The 18,742-nt window shown below is 73.5% G+C and carries 15 protein-coding genes; 4 read left to right on the top strand and 11 right to left on the bottom strand.

All coding sequences use genetic code 11. The features are described 5' to 3' along the window. Nucleotides 1–131: 131 nt before the first annotated feature. Nucleotides 132–1,328: a type VII secretion-associated serine protease mycosin gene (gene mycP / locus ABZ454_RS18475; RefSeq protein WP_359539179.1), complete on the bottom strand. Its 1,197-nt coding sequence runs from the start codon at nucleotides 1,326–1,328 to the stop codon at nucleotides 132–134. Continuing rightward, nucleotides 1,325–2,089: a hypothetical protein gene (locus ABZ454_RS18470; protein WP_359539405.1), complete on the bottom strand. Its 765-nt coding sequence runs from the start codon at nucleotides 2,087–2,089 to the stop codon at nucleotides 1,325–1,327. The genes mycP and ABZ454_RS18470 overlap by 4 nt, the downstream gene beginning before the upstream one ends. A gap of 674 nt (nucleotides 2,090–2,763) precedes the next feature. On the opposite strand from ABZ454_RS18470, the gene ABZ454_RS18465 reads away from it, so the two are divergent. Next, the gene (locus tag ABZ454_RS18465) at nucleotides 2,764–3,966 is read left to right on the top strand and encodes an amino acid deaminase/aldolase (protein ID WP_359539177.1); all 1,203 of its coding nucleotides are present in this window, start codon (nucleotides 2,764–2,766) and stop codon (nucleotides 3,964–3,966) included. A gap of 19 nt (nucleotides 3,967–3,985) precedes the next feature. On the opposite strand, the gene ABZ454_RS18460 is transcribed toward ABZ454_RS18465, so the two are convergent. The 4 genes from ABZ454_RS18460 to ABZ454_RS18445 are packed head-to-tail and all read right to left on the bottom strand — an operon-like array spanning nucleotide 3,986 to nucleotide 8,522. Next, nucleotides 3,986–4,921, bottom strand: a complete 936-nt coding sequence (locus ABZ454_RS18460) for a DUF2510 domain-containing protein (RefSeq protein ID WP_359539174.1) — start codon at nucleotides 4,919–4,921, stop codon at nucleotides 3,986–3,988. Between the two features lie 35 nt (nucleotides 4,922–4,956). Continuing rightward, nucleotides 4,957–5,751: a 3-oxoacyl-ACP reductase gene (locus ABZ454_RS18455; protein WP_356317391.1), complete on the bottom strand. Its 795-nt coding sequence runs from the start codon at nucleotides 5,749–5,751 to the stop codon at nucleotides 4,957–4,959. A 6-nt stretch (nucleotides 5,752–5,757) separates the two neighbouring features. Next, nucleotides 5,758–7,146: an aldehyde dehydrogenase family protein gene (locus ABZ454_RS18450; protein WP_359539172.1), complete on the bottom strand. Its 1,389-nt coding sequence runs from the start codon at nucleotides 7,144–7,146 to the stop codon at nucleotides 5,758–5,760. Nucleotides 7,147–7,154: 8 nt separating this feature from the next. Continuing rightward, nucleotides 7,155–8,522 (bottom strand): glutamine synthetase family protein, encoded by a 1,368-nt coding sequence (locus ABZ454_RS18445; RefSeq protein WP_356317395.1) that lies wholly within the window; start codon nucleotides 8,520–8,522, stop codon nucleotides 7,155–7,157. A 113-nt stretch (nucleotides 8,523–8,635) separates the two neighbouring features. Between ABZ454_RS18445 and ABZ454_RS18440 the strand changes: the two genes are divergently transcribed. Then, nucleotides 8,636–9,334, top strand: a complete 699-nt coding sequence (locus ABZ454_RS18440) for a gamma-glutamyl-gamma-aminobutyrate hydrolase family protein (protein WP_359539170.1) — start codon at nucleotides 8,636–8,638, stop codon at nucleotides 9,332–9,334. Nucleotides 9,335–9,539: 205 nt separating this feature from the next. Continuing rightward, nucleotides 9,540–10,604, top strand: a complete 1,065-nt coding sequence (locus ABZ454_RS18435; RefSeq protein ID WP_359539168.1) for a methyltransferase domain-containing protein — start codon at nucleotides 9,540–9,542, stop codon at nucleotides 10,602–10,604. A 35-nt stretch (nucleotides 10,605–10,639) separates the two neighbouring features. Here the strand turns inward: ABZ454_RS18435 and ABZ454_RS18430 are convergent, their stop codons facing one another. Continuing rightward, nucleotides 10,640–11,587, bottom strand: a complete 948-nt coding sequence (locus ABZ454_RS18430; protein ID WP_359539166.1) for an aminoglycoside phosphotransferase family protein — start codon at nucleotides 11,585–11,587, stop codon at nucleotides 10,640–10,642. 269 nt (nucleotides 11,588–11,856) lie between these two features. After that, nucleotides 11,857–12,789, bottom strand: coding sequence for a LysR family transcriptional regulator (locus ABZ454_RS18425; RefSeq protein WP_356317403.1), 933 nt, complete (start codon nucleotides 12,787–12,789; stop codon nucleotides 11,857–11,859). A 70-nt stretch (nucleotides 12,790–12,859) separates the two neighbouring features. Here ABZ454_RS18425 and ABZ454_RS18420 point away from each other — a divergent pair, with 70 nt between their 5' ends. Further along, a complete protein-coding gene (locus ABZ454_RS18420; RefSeq protein WP_359539164.1) occupies nucleotides 12,860–14,008 on the top strand; it encodes a TDT family transporter in 1,149 nt (382 codons plus the stop codon). Nucleotides 14,009–14,022: 14 nt separating this feature from the next. Here ABZ454_RS18420 and ABZ454_RS18415 read toward each other — a convergent pair whose 3' ends face one another. The 3 genes from ABZ454_RS18415 to ABZ454_RS18405 form a co-directional block, all read right to left on the bottom strand. Continuing rightward, nucleotides 14,023–14,568 (bottom strand): helix-turn-helix domain-containing protein, encoded by a 546-nt coding sequence (locus ABZ454_RS18415; protein ID WP_359539163.1) that lies wholly within the window; start codon nucleotides 14,566–14,568, stop codon nucleotides 14,023–14,025. 171 nt (nucleotides 14,569–14,739) lie between these two features. Continuing rightward, nucleotides 14,740–17,376, bottom strand: a complete 2,637-nt coding sequence (locus ABZ454_RS18410) for an ABC transporter permease/substrate binding protein (RefSeq protein ID WP_359539161.1) — start codon at nucleotides 17,374–17,376, stop codon at nucleotides 14,740–14,742. Next, the gene (locus ABZ454_RS18405) at nucleotides 17,369–18,433 is read right to left on the bottom strand and encodes a glycine betaine/L-proline ABC transporter ATP-binding protein (RefSeq protein WP_359539160.1); all 1,065 of its coding nucleotides are present in this window, start codon (nucleotides 18,431–18,433) and stop codon (nucleotides 17,369–17,371) included. Before ABZ454_RS18405 ends, ABZ454_RS18410 begins: the two co-directional genes overlap by 8 nt. Between the last annotated feature and the right edge of the window lie 309 nt (nucleotides 18,434–18,742).

The following is an 18,742-nucleotide window of genomic DNA, read 5'->3' as shown; positions in this document are numbered from 1 at the left end:
TCGGCGGTGACGGACGACCGGGCGGGGGCCGGTGCGCCCCCGGACGGAGGGCCCGCTCAGCGGGGCGGGACGAGCCGGCTGAGCGGCGCGGGACGAGCCTGCGGCCTTTGCGGCACGAGGTGCGGACTGTTTCAGCGACCCGGGACGAGGCCGCGGCCGTTGCGGCCGCGCCACAGGACGACGGCCAGGGCCAGCAGGACCGCGCCGAGGCCGCCCGCCGCCGGGGCGAGCCAGCCGGCGGGGCTGTCGTCCACCCGGGGCGGGGTGGGACCGGAGCCGAAGTACCGCTCGCGGTAACCGGCCGCGGCGGACTCGCCGCGCAGCCCGGCGGGGCGCACCGAGCCGCCCGCCTTGATGGCCGCGGCCGGGTCGACGATGCCGTAGCCCCGGGCGTCGTCGCGGCCGGCGGACGGGGAACTGCGGGCGGTGTCCGTGAGCAGCTTCCTGATCTGGGCGGGCGACAGACCCGGGTGGGCGGCACGCACCAGCGCGACCGCGCCGGAGACGAACGCCGCCGCCGCGGAGGTGCCCCACTCCACGTAGTACTTGCGGTCGGGCGCGGGGACGACGATGTCGACCCCGGGCGCGCTCACGGCGGCGTACCAGCGGCGGGTGGAGAACGAGGCACGGGAGCCGTACCGGTCGACCGCGGCGACGGCGATCACGCCCGGGTAGGCGGCGGGGTACGAGATGTGGTCGCCCTTCTCGCCCCCGTTGCCGGACGAGGCGACGACGACCGCGCCCTTCTTCAGCGCGTACTGGACGGCGGCGTCCTCACCGGGTTCGGGGTGCGCGGACTCGCTGTCGTCGCCGAGGGAGAGGTTGATGACGTCGGCGCCGTGGTCGGCCGCCCAGCGGATGCCGTCGGCGAGGGCGGTGCCCCGGGACTTGCGGGCCTCGGCGCGGGCGGGGTCGCTCGCTTCGAGGATGACCCGGACGGGCAGGATCCTCGCCTCGGGCGCGATGCCCATGACGCCCTCCTCGCCTCCGCTGCCATGGCCCCGGCCGGCGATGATCCCGGCCATCGCGGTGCCGTGCCTGGCCCAGGCCCGGTCACCGCGTCCGGCGCCGAAACCGATCATGTCCTTGCCCGCGAGCACCTGGCCCGTCAGGTCGGGCAGGGTGCCGTCGACCCCCGTGTCGACGACGGCGACCGTGATCCCCTTGCCCCGGGTGGTCTGCCAGGCGCGGTCCGTGTGGAGGGCGTCCAGACCCCACTGCTGGGCCCGGATGGTGTCCGCCCCGGCCGGGGACGCGGGCAGCAGCGCGAACGCGGTGGCGGCGCAGACCGCGCCGAGGAGTCTGCGGGAGCGGACGCGGCGGGTCATTCGGGCTTCTCCGTGAGATCGGCGACGGTTCTGCGCAGTCCTCGCTCGACCCGGTCCGCCACGCCCTTGGCCTCGTGTCCGAGTCCGGCCTGGGCGGCCGCGGTCGTCGCGTTCACCGCCATGGCCTTCTCGGCCGGCTGCGGGTCGGTGACCTTCCGGCCGTCGGCGAACCCGGAGACGGCGAACATCACGACCGGCACCTCGGTCAGTACGTGCACGGTCCAGCTGGCCCGCTGCCGGTCGCCGAATCCGGCGGCGGGGCCGCCCTTCACGGCGTAGGGCCGGGGCATCAGGTCGCTGCGCGCGTCGAGGTGCTCGCCGGCGAAGCGGGTGCTCAGTGTCCGCATGGCCGCGGTGTCGGCCTCGGTGAAGACCATGCCGACCGTGGTGACGCTGCTGCTCGTCGCGTCGGTGTACGTGGCGCGGAGCAGGCGGGCGCAGCCGACCGGGCGGAGGGTGTCGAGCAGCAGCGGGTCGAGCGCGCCCGCGCAGCCGCCGTCCGGCGCCACGGCGATCCTGGTCCAGACCCGGTCGGCGCCGCCGGGCCCCGCGCCGTCGCCCTTGAGCGTCCGGGGGAAGAGCGTGTCGACCGGGACGCTGTGCCAGGCGTCGCGGCCCACGGTGTAGGCGCTGTGGGCCGCGGGATCGGCCGAGGAGTCGCTGATGAGCCAGCTGCCGGTGGCGGCTCCGCCGATCAGCCCGAGTCCGAGCACGACGCAGACCGCGGCGGCCGCGGCCTTGAAGGGGTGCCGGGTCCGCACGGGCCGGAGCCGGGTGGTGGTCTCGGCCGGCGTCTCCGCCGGGGGGTGGACCTGCGGGGACCGGTACGCGTACGGGACGGCTGCCCCGGGTCCGGCCGGGGGGCCGCCGAGTTCCACGGCGCCCACGGGCCGCCGCCGGGTCGCTGCGGGGGGTGTAGCGGGCGGCCGCGGCGGAAGCACCGGCTGCGGGGGCGCCTCGGCGGGCCGGGCCGGGGGCACGGGGCGCAGGCCGGCGGTCGTCTCCACGGGCGGCGGGGTCCGGGGCGCGGGCGCGGCAGGGGGCTGCGGTGGAGCCGGGGGCCGCGGTGGGACCGGGGGCCCGTCCGGTGCCGCGCCACTCGTCGCGGGCCCGGATGCGGGGCCCTCCCGGGGCTCGGCGTCGGGGCCGGGCGGGACGGCGGTCCGGGTGGCCCGGTCCGTGTGCTCCGGGCGGAGCGGTGGCGGGGTGGTCGGACGTGGCGGGACGGGAGCGCGCTGCGCCTCGGTACTCATCCGCCCCCCTGGTCCGTTCCGTACCGCACGCGGATCGGGCGCGAGGCAGGCCCGCCGCTCGCCGCGTGTCCGTCACTCTACGGGCTGGCGGGGCCGGGGTGGGAGCGGGCCGCCGCTCTCGCGGTCGATCTGCACAGATCGTCCCCCTACCCAGCGGTACAGCCGTCTGGCAAGCTGCGGCCATGACTGCCCGCGCCGCTGACCGGACCCGTTACAACCGGGCCACCGCCCATCTCGACGCCCCGATCGCCGTCGTCGATCTGGAGGCGTTCGACGCCAACGCCGACGATCTCGTGCGGCGTGCCGGCGGCAAGCCCGTCCGGGTGGCGAGCAAATCGGTGCGCTGCCGGGCCCTGCTCGAGCGGGTGCTGGCACGGCCCGGATTCGCCGGGCTCATGTCGTTCACGCTCGCGGAGTCGCTGTGGCTGGCACGGGCCGGGTTCGACGACGTCCTGCTGGCCTATCCGTCGGCCGACCGCTCGGCCTTCGCGGAGCTGGCCGCCGACCCGAAGCTGGCCGCCGCCGTGACCGTGATGGTGGACGACCACGCGCAGCTGGAGCTGATCGACGCGGCGCGGGCCGGCGGCACGGAGGAGATCCGGGTCTGCCTGGAACTGGACACCTCGCTGCGGATGCTCGGCGGCCGGGTCAGGATCGGGGCCCTTCGTTCGCCGCTGCGCTCCCCCGCCCAGCTGGCGGAACTGGCCAGGTCGGTCGCCCGCCGCCCCGGATTCCGGCTGGTGGGGCTGATGGCGTACGAGGGTCACATCGCCGGGGTGGGCGACTCGCTCGTGGGGCGGCCGCTGCGTTCCCGGGCGATCCGGCTGATGCAGGCCTCGGCCCGCCGGGAGCTGGCGGCCCGGCGGGCCGAGGTGGTCCGGGCGGTCCGGGCCGTGGCACCGGACCTGGAGTTCGTGAACGGCGGCGGCACCGGCAGCGTTCAGCACACCGCGGCCGAACCGGCCGTCACCGAGATCGCGGCGGGCTCCGGCCTCTACGTCCCGCGGCTGTTCGACAACTACACGTCGTTCACGGCCCGCCCGGCGGCCCTGTTCGCCCAGCCCGTCGTCCGCCGCCCGGGGGTGGGCGTGGTGACGGTGCTCGGGGGCGGCTACCCGGCGTCCGGGGCGGCCGGCGCGGACCGGCTGCCGGTCCCGTATCTGCCGGAGGGACTGCGCTACGACCCGCAGGAGGGCCCCGGCGAGGTGCAGACCCCGCTGCTCGGCGCCCCCGCCGACGATCTGCTGATCGGCGACAAGGTGTGGTTCCGGCACGCGAAGGCCGGGGAGCTGTGCGAGCGGTTCGACGAGCTCCAGCTGATCGAGGGCGACCGGGTGACGGCGACCGTGCCGACGTACCGGGGCGAGGGCCGCACCTTCCTCTGAGGGGGCGGGGCGGGCCGGCTCAGGGGGCGACCGAGCTGCCGACGCCTCCGCCGGTCTCGCTGTCGCCGAGGGGCCGGATGCCCCGGGTGAGGGTGTCCATGAGGGCGAGCGGCGGCCCGTCGGGGCCGGCGTCGAAGGCGTAGCGGACGACGACGGGCGACTCGCTGCCGACGGCCGAGGGGAAGGCGAGGGACTGCACGTAGCCGCCCGGTCCCTTGCCCGTGACGACCCGCCAGCGCACCTGGTATCCGGTGCGGCCGGCCACGGTGACCGGGCCGGCGGCGATCTGCCGGTGCGACATGATGCCGCCGTGGAGGGGCCGGCCGATGATGTCCTCGTCGTAGGCGCGCTTCGCCGCGGCGTCGATGTCCTCCTCGGCGATCTCCTCGGGCGTGGTGGCGTCGGTGCCGCTCGCGGTGCGCGTGGTCACCGTGCCGTGGTGGCACAACGCGGAGGAGGTGCCCGGGCAGTAGTAGGCCTCGGCGTCGGCGGTACGCATCGTGAGCATTTCCTCGACGGGGTGCTCGACCCGCTCCCAGCCGTCGGGGATCGGCAGGGTGATGCCGTTGAGCTGGTCGACGAGCACGGTGGGATCCTCCCCGGCCGGTGAGGACGCCGGCGACGGGCCGGCGTCGCCGCCGGCCGCGTCGGTGCCGGTGGCCGCGGGCCGCGACGGGGCGCCGCTCGACCGGTGCGCGGTGGGCGAGGCCTCGCCGTCGCCGGTGAGCAGGACCGCGCCCGTCACGACCGCGCCGACGACCACCGCGCCGGCCGCCACGAGTGCGACGGTCCTGACGCTGCGGCCACCGGCGCCGCTTCCCCGGCCGGGCCCCGGCGGCACGGGCACGGTGGCGAGGGGGCGGGTGTGGGCGGTCCACGTCGCGCCGTCCCACCACCGCTCGTTGCCGGGCGCCGCTGCGTCGGGGTACCAGCCGGGCGGGGTCGGATAGCTCATCGCCCCACTCTAGGTTCCGCCGCCGGGGCCCCGTCCTAAGGGCTGAGAGGTGTGACGTACGCCCCGGAGATCCCGCCGTCGACGAGGAAGTCGGTGGCGTTGACGAAGGACGCGTCGTCGCTCGCCAGGAACGCGACGGCGGCAGCGATCTCCGTCGCCTCGGCGAACCGGCCGAGCGGGATGTGCACGAGCCGGCGGGCCGCGCGCTCGGGGTCCTTGGCGAAGAGCTCCTGGAGCAGCGGGGTGTTGACCGGCCCCGGGCACAGCGCGTTGACGCGGATGCCCTCGCGGGCGAACTGGACGCCCAGTTCCCGCGTCATCGCCAGCACGCCGCCCTTGGAGGCGGTGTACGAGATCTGGGAGGTCGCCGCCCCCATCCTGGCGACGAAGGACGCGGTGTTGATGATCGAGCCCCGGCCCTGGCGCCGCATGTAGGGCAGGGCCGCCTTGCAGCACAGGTAGACGGAGGTGAGGTTGACGTCCTGGACGCGCTTCCACGCCTCCAGCCCCGTGGTGAGGATGGAGTCGTCGTCGGGCGGCGAGATGCCCGCGTTGTTGAAGGCGATGTCGACGGAGCCGTAGGTGTCGTACGCCGCCTTGAACAGGGCCTCGACCTCTCCGGGATCGGTGACGTCCACGCGTACGAAGGTGCCGCCGACCGCTTCGGCGGCCGCCTGGCCGGCGGTCTCGTCGATGTCGCCGCAGACCACGTGCGCGCCCTCGGAGGCGAGGCGGTGCGCGGTGGCCAGGCCGATGCCGCTGCCGGCGCCGGTGATGACGGCGGTGCGGCCGACGAGGCGGCGGCAGATGTTCCCGTTGTCCGTGGTCATTCCGGTTCAGGCCTCCGTGCTGAGGAAGACGTTCTTGGTCTCGGTGAAGGCGGTCAGGGCGTCCGGGCCCAGTTCCCGTCCGAGTCCGGACTGCTTGAACCCGCCGAACGGGGTCCAGTAGCGGACCGCGGAGTGGGAGTTGACGGAGAGGTTGCCCGCCCGGACGGCCTGTGCGACGCGCAGCGCGCGTCCCACGTCACGGGTCCAGAGGGAGCCCGCGAGGCCGTACTCGGTGGCGTTGGCGAGCCGGACGGCGTCCGCCTCGTCCTCGAAGGGCAGGACGACCGCGACGGGCCCGAAGACCTCCTCGGTGGCGGCGGGCGCGTCGGCGGGAGCGTCGGTGAGGACGGTCGGGGGGAACCAGAACCCGGGCCCCTCGGGCGCGCTGCCGCGGAGCGCTGCGGCGCGCTCGGGGACGTACCCGCGCACCCGCTCCAGCTGCGCCCGCGAGATGAGCGGCCCCATCTGCGTCTTCTCGTCGGCGGGGTCGCCGACGACGACCGCCGCGAGGGCCGGGGCGAGGAGGTGGAGGAAGCGGTCGTACACGGAGCGCTGGACGAGGATCCGGGTGCGGGCGCAGCAGTCCTGGCCGGCATTGTCCAGGAAGGACAGGGGGGCGGCGGCCGCCGCGGCTTCGACGTCGGCGTCGGCGAAGACGATGTTGGGGCTCTTGCCGCCGAGTTCGAGGGTGACCCGCTTCACGCGTTCGGCGCACTTGGCCATGATCCGCTTGCCGACCCGGGTGGAGCCCGTGAAGACGATCTTGGCTACTCCCGGGTGTTCGACGAGGGCGTTCCCCGCCTCGTCGCCCGCGCCCGGCAGGACTTGGAAGAGGTGCTCGGGAAGGCCCGCCTCCAGAGCCAGTCCGGCGAGCCGGAGTGCGGTCAGCGGGGTGGTCTCGGCGGGCTTCAGGACGACGGCGTTGCCCGCGGCGAGGGCGGGGGCGGCCCCCCAAGCGGCGATCGGCATGGGGAAGTTCCAGGGCGCGATCACCCCGACGACGCCGAGGGGTTCGAGCAGGGTGAGGTCGATGCCGCCGGGGACGGGGATCTGACGGCCGCTGAGCCGCTCGACTCCCCCGGCGGCGAAGTCGAGCAGATCACGCACGTTGCCCGCCTCCCAGCGGGCATTGCCGATCGTGTGCCCGGCTTCCCGGACCTCCAGCCGGGCCAGTTCGTCGAGGTGGGTGTCGACGGCGACGGCGAAACGGCGCAGCAGCCGGGCGCGGTCGCCGGGGGCGAGGGCGGCCCAGACCAGCTGTGCGGCGGCGGCGCGGGCCACGGCGGTGTGCACCTCGGCCGCCGTGGTGGCGGGGACGGTGGCGAGGAGTTCCTCCGTCGCCGGGTTCAGGACTCGGTGCTCGTGGACCGGCTCGGGGATCGGCTCAGGGGTCAAGGAGGTCCTCACAGGCGTTCGAAGGAGCGTCGGAGCTCCCAGTCGGTCACCGCTGCGTCGAAGGCGTCGAGTTCGACGCGTGCCATGGTGCGGTAGTGCGCGACGACGTCGTCGCCGAAGGCCTCGCGGGCGATCTCGCTGTGTTCCCAGAGTCCGGCCGCCTCGCGCAGCGTGGTGGGGACGCGGTCGTACGCGGCGGCGTAGGCGTTGCCCTCGCAGGGCTCGGGGAGTTCGAGGGCGTGCTCGATGCCGTAGAGGCCCGCGGCGACGAGTCCGGCCACGGCGAGGTACGGGTTGACGTCGCCGCCGGGGAGGCGGTTCTCCAGGCGCAGGGACTGGCCGTGGCCGACGACGCGGAGGGCGCAGGTGCGGTTGTCGTGGCCCCAGGCGACGGCGGTCGGGGCGAAGGAACCCGGCTGGAAGCGCTTGTAGGAGTTGATGTTCGGCGCGTACAGGAGGGAGAAGTCGCGCAGGGCGGCGAGCTGGCCGGCCAGGAAGTGGCGCATCACCGGGGACATGGTGCCGTCGGTGTCCGCCATGACGCTGCGGCCGGGTTCACCGGTGGAGCGGAGCGAGAGGTGGATGTGGCAGGAGTTGCCCTCGCGCTCGTTGAACTTGGCCATGAAGGTGAGTGCCACACCCTCCTGCGCGGCGATCTCCTTGGCGCCGGTCTTGTAGACGGCGTGCTGGTCGCAGGTGACCAGGGCCTCGTCGTAGCGGAACACGATCTCGTGCTGGCCGGGATTGCACTCCCCCTTGGCGGACTCGACGGTGAGGCCCGCACCGGCCATCTCGTTGCGGATGCGGCGCAGCAGGGGCTCGACGCGGCCGGTGCCGAGGACGGAGTAGTCGACGTTGTACTGGTTGACGGGGGTCAGGTCGCGGTAGCCGCGGTCCCAGGCCTGTTCATAGGTGTCCTTGAAGACGATGAACTCGAGCTCGGTGCCGACGTGGGCCGTGTAGCCGTGCTCCGCGAGACGCTCCAGCTGGCGGCGCAGGATCTGACGGGGCGCGGCGGTCACGGGTGAGCCGTCGGCCCAGGCGAGGTCGGCGGTGACCAGGGCGGTGGCCTCGTTCCAGGGCACCCGGCGCAGGGTGGTGAGGTCGGGGCGCATGGCGAAGTCGCCGTAGCCGCGGTCCCACGAGGACATGGCGTAACCGTCGACCGTGTTCATGTCGGTGTCGACGGCGAGGAGGTAGTTGCACCCCTCGGTGCCGTGCCGCACCACCTCGTCGAGGAAGAAGCCGGCGGCGAAGCGTTTGCCCTGGAGGCGTCCCTGCATGTCGGGGAAGGCCAGGACCACGGTGTCGATCTCACCGCTGCCGACGAGGAGGCGGAGTTCCTCGACGGCGAGCGGGGCTGTTCGGTCGGACACGGATGGATCCTCTCCTCGCGGGCCGACAGTGATCCAAATCTATGGGCAGGGCAAGGGATTTGGATACGGTGCCGGTGCGTTGCGCGTGCCGTGCGAGTGAGGTGAGGGGTCCGATGAACCGTCCGCTGATCGGGATCAGTACCTACCTGGAGGCCTCGGTGCGCTGGGGTGTCTGGGACCTGCCGGCCACGCTGCTGCCCGCCGGGTACGCCCGGCTGGTCCGGGATGCGGGCGGGACGGCCGTGCTGCTGCCGCCGGACTCGCCGGAGCTCGCGGCGTCGGTGGTGGCCCGGCTCGACGCGGTGGTGGTGGCGGGCGGGCCGGATGTGGAGCCCGCGCGGTACCGGGCGGAGCGCGACCCGCGGACCGGGCCGGCCGCGCCGGAGCGTGACGGGTGGGAGGCGGCGCTGATCGGGGCGGCGCTGGAGTCCGGCACGCCGTTGCTCGGGATCTGCCGCGGGATGCAGTTGCTGAACGTGGTGCGCGGCGGCACGCTGAGGCAGCATCTGGACGGGCACGCGGGGCCCGGCGGGGCGACGGGCGTGCTCGGCACGCACGGGGTAACGCCGGTGCCCGGCACCCGGTACGCCTCCGTTGTGCCCGGCCCGTGCGACGTACCGACCTACCACCACCAGGCCGTGGACCGGCTCGGCGCGGGCCTGGTGGCCTCGGCGCACGCGGCGGACGGCACGGTGGAGGCCGTCGAGCTGCCGGGGCCGGGGTGGGTCCTCGGGGTGCAGTGGCATCCGGAGATGGGCGACGACGTGCGGGTGATGCGGGCGTTGGCGGCGGCGGCTTCACCGGCCGGCTGACGCGACCCGGTGGGGGTCGGCGCGGGGTGGGTGGTTACGCGGGAACCGCCGCTGCCCCGGGCGGCCTCCGGCGCCCGCGCGGCGTAGCGTGGCGGACAGGAGAATATCTGCGCCGTCTCGTCGGGCCGCCCCACCCGGAGCGCGGCCGGCCGTCCGTCCCGCCTCCCTCCCGTGGCCCCGTGGCCCGATGGCGAGAGGAGGAACCATGTCCGTCACAGCACCGGATGCGGTGAAGCAGGAGGCGTTCGCGGGCCGCATGGTCCAGGTGGTGAACGACACGTGCCTGGGCCTGATGGCGGGCCTGGGCCACCAGAGCGGCCTCTTCGACACGATGGCCCTGATGACGCCGGCCACGAGTGAGGAGATCGCACGCGCGGCCGGCCTGAACGAGCGCTACGTCCGCGAGTGGCTGGGCGCGATGGTGGTCGGCGGCATCGTCGACTACGCGCCCGAGCAGCGCACGTACGCACTGCCGCCCGAGCACGCCGCCTCGCTGACGCGGGCGTCCGGGCCCGACAACCTGGCCCGGATCGCGCAGGACTTCGGGATGATGGGCGAGGTCGAGCAGCAGGTGCTGGAGGCGTTCCGCACCGGTGGCGGCCTGCCGTACGCGGCGTATCCGCGCTTCCAGAGCCTGCAGGCGGAGGAGTCCGGGGAGGTCTTCGACCTGGCTCTGGTGAACGGCATCGTTCCGCTGGTGCCGGGTCTCACCGAACGGCTGCGTGCGGGCATCGAGGTGCTGGACATCGGCACCGGCCACGGTCACGCGGTCAACGTCCTGGCCAAGGCCTTCCCGGCGAGCCGCTTCCAGGGGCTCGACATGTCCGAGGAGGGCATCGCCGCCGCACGCGCCGAGGCCGCCGCGCTGGGGCTGGCCAACACCGCGTTCGACATCGGCGACTGCGCCGAGATCTCCGGCTCCTACGACCTGATCACGGCGTTCGACGTCGTCCACGACCTGGCCCGGCCGGCGCGCACACTGGCCGCCGTCGCCGCCGCCCTGGCGGAGGACGGCGTGTTCCTGATGGGGGACATCGCGGCGTCCAGTCGCCTGGAGGAGAACATCGATCACCCGCTGGGCCCGGCGCTGTACACGTTCTCGGTGTTCTACTGCATGAGCGTCTCGTTGGGCGAGGGCGGTGAGGGCCTGGGCACCGTGTGGGGCGAGCAGACCGCCCGCAAGATGCTCGGCGAGGCCGGATTCGGCCGGATCGACACCCAGCGCGTCGAGGGCGACATCCTGAACGTCTACTACGTGGCCCGGCGGTGAGACGGCGGACGGCTCCGCGCGCCCCCCGGGACCGGTCATCCGGGGAGCCGGCTCCGCAGCCAGTCCAGCGCGGCCACGCCCTGGGCGGCCTGGAAGGCCCTGAGCGTCGGCAGGCCCGGCGGGTCCGGGTGCAGTGAGTGCGCGACGAAGTAGCCGGCCAGGGCGGCGAGTACGGCGGTGACCGCGGCGGGATCGGCGTCCCGGCCGAGCGGGTGGGCGGTGAAGAGGGCCTCCGGTCGCGGACCGCCCTGCGCCGCCACGCACGGCAGCATCGCCAGCAGGTCGAACCAGGGCGCGGCGCGCACCGCGTGGGGCCAGTCGACGAAGACGACCCGGTCGCGGGTGAGCAGGATGTTGTCGGCGCGCAGATCGCCGTGGGCGAGGCTGTCTCCCGCGGCGGCCTCGGCCCAGCCGGACTCCAGTTCCGCCAGTGCGCCGAGCCGCTGTGCCGCCCAGGGGTCCAGGCGGCTGGTGTCACCCGCCGCGTGCAGGCTGCGCCAGCCGGTGAACAGGGTGGTCTTGCCCTCGGCGGCGCGGGGCGCGTCGACCGGGGCCGGGGTGAGGGTCCGGGACAGTGCGCCGACCGCCGCCAGCACGCGGTCCAGCTCGGCCGGATCCCAGGGGACGCGGGGCTGGCGGCCCTCGATGTCCTCCAGGACGAGGGCGACGCAGGTGCCGTCGTCGTACGAACCGAGCAGCTCCGGTACGGGGGCGTGCGGCGGGAGGGCCGCGGTGTGGCGGGCCTCGGCACGGTGGTGGGCCGGGCTGTCGGGGTTGACCTCGGCGCTCACGGCCTTGACGAACGCACGCCGTCCGTCCGCGAGCCGGACCCGCGCGGCGACCCCGGGCGAGAACCCGCCGCTCTGGCTGCGGGCCTCGACGACGGGCGCGCCCAGGATGTCCTGGACGGCGCTCCGTACGGTGTCGGGCAGGTCGGCCCAGTGGTGGCGGACGCCCGTGGCGGGCGGTGCGGTGACGGTCACACGCCCATCCTTCCCGGCCGGCGGGCAGGCGGGCCACCGGTTTGTGACGGCGACCGCGTGGGCGTACGCCCGGGGCCGGACGGGCCCGCCCCGCTGCTGGAGGCGCCGGCGACGGTCACGGCGAGGCGTCACACCGCGGCGCAGCTCGCCGACCGCTGGTCGACGGATGTCTCCGTCCGGTCGGCGCTCGCCGGTACGGGCCTTGGTCCACCCGGCAGGCCGCCGGTCAAGAGCGGTTCCGGACGGGCCGGCCGCAGCGGCGGGCTCGCTCAGTGCCCGGACGGGGACGACCGGGTGAGGGAGAGCAGGTCGCGGGCCGGGCCCGTGGGGCGGTGGCCCGACGGCCAGACGGCGCGGAGCTGGCGGCGCAGGCGGACCCCGGCGAGGGGCACCTTGACCAGGCGGCGGGCGGAGAGTTCCTCGCCGAGGGCCAGTTCGCTCAGCACGCACGGTCCGGCGCCGCTCTCCGCCGCCCCCTTCACCGCCGTGGTGGAGGACAGCTCCAGGAGCGGCTGGGCCAGGCCTCCGTGCACGGCGAGGGCGGCGTCCAGGACCTGGCGGGTGCCGGAGCCGCGCTCGCGCAGGATCAACGGTGTCGCGGCCAGCTCCTGCGGGGTCAGCGGAGTGCGGCGGCGGGCCCAGGCGTGCGCCGGGGCGACCACGACGACGAGGCGGTCGTGCGCGATGACCGTCCCGTCGAGCCCTTCCGGCACGGACAGCCCCTCGACGAAGCCGAGGTCCGCCTCGCCGGCCAGCAGGCGCTGCGCGACCACCGCGGAGTTGCCGGCGAGCAGCGACACCGCGGTGTCCGGCCGGTCGCCGCGCAGGGCTATCAGCCAGCCCGGGAGCAGGTACTCGGCGATGGTCATGGAGGCGGCGACCCGCAACCGGGAGTCGCGGCGGTCCCGCAGCGCCTGGGCGCCCGCGTCGAACGCCTCCGCGGCCTCGACGACCCGGCGCGCCCAGTCGGTGACCAGCGCTCCCGCGTCGGTGAGGCGGGAGCCGCGGGGCGAGCGGTCGAGGAGCGCGAGGCCCAGTTGCCGTTCCATCGAGCGGATGCGGCTGCTCGCGGCGGGCTGGGTGATGCCCACGTCACGGGCGGCCCGTCCGAGGCTGCCGTGCCGGGCGACGGCGAGGAGCAGCTCCAGCGCGCCGAGATCGGGGACCCGGTGGGACAGGAGGGCGGGCGCGTCGCTGGACATAAGCCCACCTTATGACCTCATAGGGCCGGGCTCCCTGGTGGGGGAAGGTCAGGGCCACGAAAATCGTGGCATGGCCACCTTTCCGCAGACCCGCACCGCTCCTCCGTATGCCGCCGCCGCCCGGCGGCCGGCTCTGCGGCACTTCGGCCCCAACTGGTACGCGACCGTCATGGGCACCGCCATCGTGGCGAGCGCGGGCGTCGCCCTGCCCGTGCACGTCCCGGGGCTGCGGGCGGCCTGTGCGCTGGTGTGGGTGCTCTCCGCGGTCCTGCTCGCCGCCGTGCTCGCCGCCCGCGCCGGGCACTGGAGCGCGCACCGCGACCAGGCCCGGGCCCATCTGCTCGATCCGGCGGTCGCGCCGTTCTACGGCTGTCTCTCGATGGCGCTGCTGGCCGTCGGGGGGTCCGGGATGGTGGTGGGCAGGGACGTGATCGGCCACCAGGCGGCCCTGGTGCTGGACGTGCTGCTGTACACCGCGGGCACGCTGACGGGGCTGGCCGCGGCGGTGGCGATCCCGTACCTGATGATCGTGCGCCACCGTCCGGAGCCCGGCACCGCTTCCCCCGTGTGGCTGCTGCCGGTGGTGGCGCCCATGGTGTCCGCCGCGCTCGGTCCGCTGCTGGTGCCGGAGCTGCCCGAGGGGCAGTGGCGGGAGGCGCTGCTGCTCGCCTGCTACGCGATGTTCGGGCTGAGCCTGCTGGCGACCCTGGTGATGCTGCCGCTGATCTTCGGCCGGCTGGTCCACCGGGGACCGCTGCCGCTCGTGCTGACGCCCACCCTGTTCCTGGTGCTCGGCCCGCTGGGCCAGTCGACGACCGCGGTCAACGCGCTGGCGGATGTGGCCCCCGGTGCGATCCAGGCGCCGTACGCCTCCGCGCTCGGCGCGTTCGCGGTGCTCTACGGGGTGCCGGTCATCGGGTTCGCGCTGCTGTGGCTGGCGCTGTCCGTCGCGTTGGTGGTGCGGTCGGTGCGGGGCGGGATGACGTTCGCCATGACGTGGTGGGGCTTCACCTTCCCCGTCGGCACGTGCGTGACGGGCTGTGCCGGTCTGGCCCGGCACACCGGGCTGTCGGCGTTCACCTGGCTGGCCGTCGCCCTGTACGTACTGCTGGTGGCGGCCTGGGCGGTGGCCGGGGCGCGCACGGTGCGCGGCCTGCTCAGCGGGGCGCTGCTCGCGGCGCCGCGGGGGCCCGCTCCGGTGGCGGCCCGCACGGCCTGAGCGACCGGCTCGTCTCAGCGCCGCGGGTCGAACGTGGCGTCGATGTGCTCGGCGACCGCGACGAACAGCAGCCGGGTGCCGGGGACGGTTGCCCGCCAGCGGTGGCGCACCCCGCCCGAGAGGAACAGCGTGTCGCCGCGCTCCAGCCGGTAGGCCTGCCCCTCGGCCTCCACCTCGGCGGCGCCCTCCGCGACGTACATCACCTCGTCGTTGCGGTGCTGGAACTCGCGCCCGAGATCGAGTTCGCCGGTGAATTCCAGGGCGCTGAGCTGATGGCGGCCGCGCACCACCCTGCGGACGCCGTCCTCCTGCCCGCCGCGCACGACGTCGACGGCGCGGGCCGAGTCCGCGGCCGCGCGCAGCCGTGCGGTGGTGGTCTCCAGCGCGTCGGCGACCCGGTCCAGGGAACGGGCGCTGGGCCTGGCCCGCTCGTTCTCGATCTGGCTGAGAAACGGTACGGAAAGACCACTGCGCGCGGCGACCGCGGCCAGGGTGAGTCCCAGGGATCTGCGCTGTCGGCGGACCGCGGCACCCACCCGGAGTGTTTCCTTGTCGTCCATGTCCGGCTCCCTCCCGACTCGCCATCCTTCCGGCTGCCAGCACCTTACGCACACCGTTGGGCGAGGTCGGCCGGTAACGAGTCCTCAGGACAGCCCGAAAGGGGTGGGCCCCGCCGCCGGCGGGGCCCACCCCTTCGCGTGGCGCCGCCCCTGGTGGGGGCGGCGGCGTTGTCACCGCTGAGGAGCCATCTTGTCCGCGATGCCCGGGTTCGCATCCATCCAGGCCTTCACGGCTTCCTCCTCGTGCCCCGCACCGCGCTTCTGGATCTGGTTCTCCAGGCCGGCGAGCTGGTCCTCGCCGAGCTTGAAGTTCTTGAACCACTCGGTCAGCTGCGGGTAGTTCTCCGGGAACTCCCCGGAGGCGATGGTGTGCAGCCGGTCGCCGTCCCCGAAGGCCTTCTTCGGGTCCTGGAGCTTGGTCATCCCGTACTCGCTGTAGGCCCAGTGCGGGGTCCACAGCACTACGGCGATGGGCTCCTTCTTGGCGTACGCGCGCTTCAGCTCGGCCAGCATGGCCGGCGTGGAGCCGTCGACGACCTTGTACTCCCCGTCCAGGCCGTAGCCCGGCAGCACGTTCTTCTTGAGGTTCTCCATCGTGGCGGTGCCCGGTTCGATGCCGACGATCCGGCCCTTGAACCGCGCGCTCTTGCCCTTCAGGTCGGCCAGGGACTTCACGTCCTTGACGTAGTCGGGAACCGCGATCTCGATGGAGGTCGGGCCGTACCACGAGCCGATGTCGGTCAGCTTCGAGCCGTACTTGTCCCAGTAGTTCTTCTGGGTGTACGGCAGCCAGCCGTCGAACTGCACGTCGATCTGGCCGCGGGACATCGCGGCGTACATCGGGCCGACCTCGAACTGCTTGAGGTTGACCTTGTAGCCGCGGTCCTCCAGGACTGCCTTCCACAGGTACGTGGCGGCGATGTCCTCCTCCCAGGGGAACCAGGCCATCTCCACGGCACGGTCGCGCTCGTCCTTGCCGTTCGCGCCCTTGGACGAGGCGGCCTTCTTGACCGGGGTCCACTTGTCGGCGACGCCCGGGTTGGCCTTCAGCCAGGTGCGGACGGCCTGCTGCTCCTTGCCGGAGCCGCTCTTCTGGATCTGCGCCTCCAGACCGGTGAGCTGGTCCTCGGTCATCTTGAAGTTCTTGAGCCAGGCGCCGGCCTCGGGGTTGTCGGCCGCGAAGCCCTTGCGGGTCAGCGTGTGGATGCCGTCGCCCTTGCCCCAGAGGTTCTTGGGGTCCTTGAGCTTGGTGAGCTCGTACTGGTTGTAGGCCCAGTGCGGCGACCAGAGGGGAACGACGATCGGTTCCTTCTTGGCGTAGGCGCGCTTCAGCTCGGCCAGCATGGACGGCGTGGAGCCGTCGACGACCTTGTACTCCTTGTCCAGGCCGTAGCCCGGCAGGATCTTGTCCTTGAGCAGGCCCGTCTCACCGGCGCTCGGCTCGATGCCGACGATCCGGCCCTTGAAGTCGGACGCCTTGCCCTTGAGGTCGTCGAGCGAGTCGACGCCCTTCACGTACGAGGGGACGGCGAGCTCCAGCGAGGTCGGGCCGTACCAGGAGCCCATGTCCTCCAGGCGGTCCTGGTACTTCTTCCAGTACGCGGCGTGGGTGACCGGCAGCCAGGAGTCGGTCTCGAAGTCGATCTGGCCGCCCGCCATGCCGGTGTACAGCGCGCCGGCCTCGTACTGCCTGGCGTCGACCTCGAAGCCGCGCCGCTCCAGCAGTTCCTTCCACAGGAAGGTGGAGGCGATGCCCTCGTCCCACGGGATGTAGCCCATGCTGATCTTCTTGCCGGCCCCGATGTTCTTGGGGTCGGAGCTCGCGGCGCTGTCCGCGTCCGAGGAGCCGAACAGGCTCATGCTGCCGGCCACGAGCGCGAGGACGACGACGCCGGCCACGGCGACGACGGGCTGGGGGCGGTAGTTCCACACCTTGAGTCCGCCGGCCGCCGACTGTGCCTTGGCGAGCGCGCGGCGGGCCAGCGGGGAGACCTCACGGCCCAGCGCGCTGGTCATGCGGTCCAGGTACATCGCCAGGATGACGATGGAGATGCCCGCCTCGAAGCCGAGGCCGACGTCGACGTTGCCGATGGCGCGGTAGACGGAGCCGCCGAGGCCGCCGCCGCCGACCATGCCGGCGATGACCACCATGGACAGGCCCAGCATGATGACCTGGTTGATGCCGGCCATGATCGTGGGCAGTGCGAGCGGCAGCTGCACCCGCAGCAGGGTGTTGCGCGAGGTGGTGCCGAAGGCCTCGGCCGCCTCGACGAGCTCGCCGTCGACCTGGCGGATGCCGAGTTCGGTCATCCGGACGCCCGGGGGCAGCGCGAAGATGATGGTGGCGATGATCCCGGGGACGACACCGACGCCGAAGAAGATGACGCCGGGGATCAGGTAGACCATGGCGGGCATGGTCTGCATGAAGTCCAGGACCGGCCGGGTCACCGCGCTGACGGTCTTCGAGCGGGACGCCCAGATGCCGAGGGGCACGGCCAGGACCAGCGTCACGATCGTCGCGACGAGCACCAGGGTGAGGGTGTCCATCGCTTCGTCCCACAACTCGATGGAGTCGATGAGGGCGAAGCCGGCGAACGCGAGCACACCGGCGAGCAGGCCGCGCAGCCACCAGGCGATGACGGCGACGATGCCCGCGAAGAGCAGGGGGGCGGGGGCGGAGAGCACGGCGGCGATGCCGTCGAACATGCCGCTCACGACCGAGCTGATGGCGTCGAAGAGCCAGGCCAGGTGGGTCTGGAGCCAGTCGACGGCGGAGTCGACCCAGTCGCCGAGGTGGAGCCTAAACACTGGCCACCTTCTTCAGCGAGGCCGAGGCGTCCTGAGGAGCCTCGGTGGGGGTCATCGGCTCGCCGAGCACGGCGAGGAGCCGGGCCCTCGGCACGACGCCGACGAGCTTGCCCTGGTCGTCGGTCACGGCGACCGCGACCCCGCTGCGCGAGCAGGGGGTGAACAGCTCGATGATCGGGGTGGACTCGGCGACGGTGGCCGGGGCCTCCCTCAGGACGTCGGCGGGCGTACGCAGCTCCCTGCCGTCGTCCGTGGTGGTGCCCATCACCGTGTCCGGGTCGGCCATGATGGCGCCCGCGGTGAGCACCCGGGAGCGGTCGACGTCCTGGGTGAAGGAGGCGACGTAGTCGTTGGCCGGGGTGACGAGGATGTCCTCGGCGGCGCCGAGCTGGACTATCTCGCCGTCGCGCATCACGGCGATGCGGTCACCGAGGCGCATGGCCTCGTTGAGGTCGTGGGTGATGAAGACGATGGTCTTCTTCAGCCGCTTCTGCAGCTCCAGGAGCTGGTCCTGCATGTCGCGGCGGATCAGCGGGTCGAGCGCGCTGAACGACTCGTCCATCAGGAGCAGGTCGGCGTCGGTGGCGAGGGCGCGGGCCAGGCCGACGCGCTGCTGCATACCGCCGGAGAGCTCGTCGGGCCAGGACTTCTCCCAGCCGGCGAGGCCGGTCAGCTCCAGTGCCTCGGTGGCGCGGCGGTTGCGCTCGGCACGCGGTACTCCCTGCACCTCGAGGCCGTAGGCGGCGTTCTCCAGGACGCTCCGGTGGGGGAAGAGCGCGAAGTGCTGGAACACCATGCTGATCTTCGTGGAGCGGACGTGGCGGAGCTCGGCGGGACTCAGGGCGGTCAGGTCCTGGCCGTCGAAGAGCACCTTGCCGGCGGTGGGCTCCAGCAGCCCGTTGAGCATGCGCAGCAACGTGGACTTACCCGACCCGGACAGGCCCATCACGACGAAGATCTGACCCGGCTCCACGGTGAACGATGCGTCGATCACCGCTGCGGTCGTTCCGTCGGCGCGCAGCTCGTCGCGGTCCGTACCGCTCTCGAGCTTTCGCACGGCTTGATCGGGTCGTCTGCCGAACACTTTGTACAAGTGCTCGGCCTGCAGCCTTGACACATACACCTCACGCGTTGAACCGAAAACGGCCTGCCAACCCCCCCGGCAGACCGTGAGCGGTGCGGATTCGGTCCGCATGGCACGTGCACTAGTTGAAAATGCGACGTGGTTCGCTCCGATGCCGCGCCTGCCCCCACTTACACAGGGCAAACGCACAAGTGATCCAGCTCACAAGGGGGTCGCGGCCGGGGAACCGCGTCCGCGGCGGTCACTGTCAGCGGGGTGCGGCATCATCGGGATGTGACGCGA

The sequence above is a fragment of the Streptomyces sp. NPDC005803 genome, from assembly GCF_040630435.1.
Lineage (GTDB): Bacteria > Actinomycetota > Actinomycetes > Streptomycetales > Streptomycetaceae > Streptomyces.
Note: the sequence above shows the minus strand (reverse complement) of the source record. Positions and strands in the feature narration are given on the sequence as shown.

Excerpts from the sequence above, each read along its gene's own strand:
- ABZ454_RS18420 (WP_359539164.1), top strand. The coding sequence starts at position 12,860 with ATGGCCACCTTTCCGCAGACCCGCACCGCTCCTCCGTATGCCGCCGCC.
- ABZ454_RS18415 (WP_359539163.1), bottom strand. The coding sequence starts at position 14,568 with ATGGACGACAAGGAAACACTCCGGGTGGGTGCCGCGGTCCGCCGACAG.
- ABZ454_RS18460 (WP_359539174.1), bottom strand. The coding sequence starts at position 4,921 with ATGAGCTATCCGACCCCGCCCGGCTGGTACCCCGACGCAGCGGCGCCC.
- ABZ454_RS18465 (WP_359539177.1), top strand. The coding sequence starts at position 2,764 with ATGACTGCCCGCGCCGCTGACCGGACCCGTTACAACCGGGCCACCGCC.
- ABZ454_RS18425 (WP_356317403.1), bottom strand. The coding sequence starts at position 12,789 with ATGTCCAGCGACGCGCCCGCCCTCCTGTCCCACCGGGTCCCCGATCTC.
- ABZ454_RS18435 (WP_359539168.1), top strand. The coding sequence starts at position 9,540 with ATGTCCGTCACAGCACCGGATGCGGTGAAGCAGGAGGCGTTCGCGGGC.
- mycP (WP_359539179.1), bottom strand. The coding sequence starts at position 1,328 with ATGACCCGCCGCGTCCGCTCCCGCAGACTCCTCGGCGCGGTCTGCGCC.
- ABZ454_RS18440 (WP_359539170.1), top strand. The coding sequence starts at position 8,636 with ATGAACCGTCCGCTGATCGGGATCAGTACCTACCTGGAGGCCTCGGTG.
- ABZ454_RS18455 (WP_356317391.1), bottom strand. The coding sequence starts at position 5,751 with ATGACCACGGACAACGGGAACATCTGCCGCCGCCTCGTCGGCCGCACC.